We start from the raw sequence: 3,742 nt of genomic DNA, 5'->3' as shown, positions 1-3,742 counted from the left end.
CGTGGCGAATTTAATTCGCCAAGGTCAAGCGCACCTAAGCGGTCTTGGGGGTTTCCCCCACTCGCTATTGCATCAAGAAGCGCAAGAGTTTGACTTCTGACTTCTGACTTCTGACTTCTGACTTCTGACTTCTGACTTCTGACTTCTGCTATACCTTTAATCAAAATTCCCCCCCTATTACCACACTTCCCACACTTCCCACACTTCCCACACTTCCCACACTTCCCGCGCCCCCGCCCCACACTTCCCACACTCCCCCCTCTGACCACCCTAATCCCTTGGCTTTAACAGAAACTGATCGAATTTAATCACCTCTGAATTAGGCGATCGCGTATCAAAGCGATAGCTAGTTACTATACCGGTGCCAGTATCCAAGATACTAAACACAGTCACGTCATTACTAGCGATATAAGGCAAGGGCTGGTTATTGTCTCCTAACAATGGCGCTATGGTTGGCCTCACTGGCTCTAATCCATTTGGGTCTCCAGTAGCGGAATAGTTTTCGTTATAACCAGTTGGTACTGGGCGCTTCTTCTGACCAACATAAGCACCATAACTATTCCCCACATTGGAGGATTCTAAAAAATGCATGCCATTACCATCAACAAAGCGATTCCATAGATGGGAATGCCCATAATACACCAACTGCACACCAGCAGCTTCTAACAATGGCACCACATCCCGAATGATATAATCCTGGTCTTTGGGGTACTCATAACGCACTGCTGTCACCTTACCCGTCCGATCCCGCTCAATGATCTGCACTGGGTCAGTATAAGCTGGGACAATATTGTCCCCTAGGCTATGGGGAGGATGGTGAAGCATCACAATTTTATACTTAGCTTGTTGGAACTCAGTGCTATTGAGTTCTGCCTGGAGCCATTGGTACTGGGGACTCCCTTTACTAACTGCTTCAAAGATATGTTGTCCGTATCCCCAAGCGATGGGATTGTCTAAATCTTGTTGCCGTTCTTGATACCTACCTTTGGCATTAGGACTTAAGCTAGGTGTCCGCCAAATATTAGTAATGTACAACACCACTAAGCGAATATCACCAAAGGTTACCGCATAATAAGGTTTGCCATTAGGTAGGTAAAAAATCTCGTTATAAGTGTCAGTATTATAGGTATTATTTTTTAGCCAAGCTTGGTAATAATTAGGGTCATTATCTGGATTTAACTGTTCAGCTTTTTGCTGATAGATGGCTTGTGCTGCAGCCCGAGGAAAAGGGTCATTGAATTGGCTATTCAAATCCTTTTCCATAGAAAAACGCCCCATCACTTCATGATTGCCAACTACAGGAAAGATCGGGGCATGTTGAATAATTTCACCGCCATGGTAGGTAGTTTGAACCCCATTCTTTTCCAATTGGTAATTGGCTCGACCCTGAAGACAGGGGAAAAAGGCACCACCCCGGTTATCATCAAACCATTCCGAAGCCCGGTCAGGAATATTAACTAAATCACCAACATAAAACACCCCATCGATTTGGCCTACGGTTTCTACCACCTTCTGGAGATTAGCTGCTGTCATCGGCATTAGTTGATGGTCAGAGGTCAGAAGAATTTTCTGGGGTGTCTCAGGGTTTGGTAGAGCACTGAGGCTATAGAGCTTGCTCCTGACAACTTGCCCATTCTCCTTGATACTGGTGACTTGATAGGGAACACGAAGACCAGGAGTCAGTCCAGTTACGATGGCTTCATGACGCCAAATATCCCGCATGATTGGCTTCTGGTAGACTTGGGAGTCTTCGGTCTGGTTGCCGACTCGGGATTTTTGGTCTTCCCGAGTGCGGCTGAGTTTAGTAGTAGTAGCAGTGGCCTTACGGTAAGAGGTCGTGCCGTAGGTAACGGTGTGGCGGGAGCCAGGAAAGTCGGTAAACCAAACCACCCGCACGGAATCTTCTGTAGGAAATTGTAAGAATGGGTCAGTCAGTAATTCGTAAGCGGATGTCATGGCTCGCTGCTGGGTAATTTGCTTGATAGTTGGGACAAGAACAATTACACCGATCACTATAGCTGCCATGAGGATAAAGCGACTGATAGAAAACTTGACCATGAAAGCTATCGGGCAGGGAATCGGGAATCGGGAATCGGGAATCGGAACCCACCCCTAACCCCTCCCAGGAGGGGAACGGGAATCGGGAATCGGGAATCGGGAATCGGAACCCACCCCTAACCCCTCCCAGGAGGGGAACGGGAATCGGGAATCGGGAATCGGGAATCGGGAATCGGGAGAAGAGTGTGGGGAGAGGGGGAAGTGTGGGGAGAGGGGGAAGTGTGGGGAGAACTAAGAAGTAGTTTTCGATGAAGTTGGTATAGCTTTGATCATACTTATGTTGATCATACTTATGAGGTAGATTCAATTTTCTTACCCCGACTCCCGACTCCCGACTCCCGACTCCCTCGGTGCGCTTGACCCGTAATTAAATTCGCCACGGGTCGCACCGCTCCCGACTCCCGTTCCCCTCCTGGGAGGGGTTAGGGGTGGGTTCCGACTCCCGACTCCCTGATACTTTAGCTGATCGAGTGCCTCAAACCCTCAATTTGTTTTTGTGGAAAGTATATTTTGGATCCTAAACATTTATGTAAAATATTCTTGCAATAATTACATTTGAGGTCAGATTAAAGTTAAATTAGATACAAAACTAACTGACTACAGGTTTTATAGAACTAAATCTATGACATTATTAACTACTAATCAAGTTCTTAAACAACTTAAGCAAGGACTGTCGTTACAGAAAGCCGAGCTGAGTCATATTGATTTACAGGGGTTGAATCTGGATCAGGCTCAGTTTGCCCATGCTTACCTACGTAATGCCAATCTCTCGGGAGCGTCTTGTCAAGAGACAGACTTTACTCAAGCCAATCTCAGCTGGGCAAACCTATCGGGAGCTACTCTGGTTTATGCCCGACTTTCAGGAGCTCAACTGAATCGTGCTGGTTTGGAGGGGGCGAATCTCCGAGGGGCTTGTGCAACAAAGGCTAAGCTGTGTGGGGCAAAACTAGATGGGGTTGAGGCTTCCTTAGCTCAGCTGCAAAAGGCTGATTTGAGAGAAGCAACTGGGAAAGGGATAACCTTTATCAATGCCAATCTCAAGATGGCGAATTTAGGAGCTGTGAATTTCCCTGAGGCTAATTTCAGTGGAGCAAGCCTTGATATAGCTAGCTTAGAGGCAGCTAACTTAATGGATACTAAGTGGGTTGGTGCTGATTTGGAACGAGCCAATTTAAGCCGTGCTAGTTTAGTCAGAGCAGATTTAACCTCTGCTAATCTGATTGTTGCTAATCTCAGAGCTGCTGATTTGACCGAGGTGATTTTGCGTGGTGCTCAGTTGCTGGAGTCAAGTTTGGAAAATGCCTTATTAAAGGATGTTGATTTAACTGAAGCGTCTTTATTTTCTGCGAATTTAGAAGGCGCTCGCTTATCTAATATTAATCTTAAAAATGCTGATTTACAGTACGCTAATTTAGAGAATACTATTTGGAATGGTGTTGATTTTTATAACTGCGAGGTAGCAGGTGCAGTGTTTACTGATGCTAAGGGCTTAAGTGCTCAACAGTGCCAATGGCTGAAGAAAAATGGCGCGTTGAATGTTCCTTGTGGGTAACAGCAACCTAAGCTATCAGCTATCAGCGGTCAGCGGTCAGCGGTCAGCGGTCAGCTATCAGCGGTCAGCTTTTAGCTCACGCTACTTGAGGTGCCGTCAGCTTATTTTATTCAAAAGTACTGATTGCGCTAC

At 46.3% G+C, this 3,742-nt stretch carries 3 protein-coding genes; 1 reads left to right on the top strand and 2 read right to left on the bottom strand.

The window, feature by feature from the left end:
* Positions 1 to 270: 270 nt before the first annotated feature.
* Positions 271 to 1,956 carry a purple acid phosphatase family protein gene (locus F6K37_RS34575; RefSeq protein ID WP_229414506.1) on the bottom strand — a complete coding sequence of 562 codons (1,686 nt, stop codon included), beginning with the start codon at positions 1,954 to 1,956 and terminating at the stop codon, positions 271 to 273.
* Positions 1,928 to 2,365: a hypothetical protein gene (locus F6K37_RS34570; protein WP_287255338.1), complete on the bottom strand. Its 438-nt coding sequence runs from the start codon at positions 2,363 to 2,365 to the stop codon at positions 1,928 to 1,930. Before F6K37_RS34570 ends, F6K37_RS34575 begins: the two co-directional genes overlap by 29 nt.
* 315 nt (positions 2,366 to 2,680) lie before the next feature.
* On the opposite strand from F6K37_RS34570, the gene F6K37_RS34565 reads away from it, so the two are divergent.
* Positions 2,681 to 3,610: a pentapeptide repeat-containing protein gene (locus F6K37_RS34565; RefSeq protein ID WP_287255336.1), complete on the top strand. Its 930-nt coding sequence runs from the start codon at positions 2,681 to 2,683 to the stop codon at positions 3,608 to 3,610.
* Positions 3,611 to 3,742 lie beyond the last annotated feature (132 nt).

It is taken from the genome of Moorena sp. SIO4E2 (assembly GCF_010671945.1).
Taxonomy (GTDB): Bacteria; Cyanobacteriota; Cyanobacteriia; order Cyanobacteriales; family Coleofasciculaceae; genus Moorena; species Moorena producens.
This window is presented reverse-complemented; position numbering and strand designations above follow the sequence as displayed.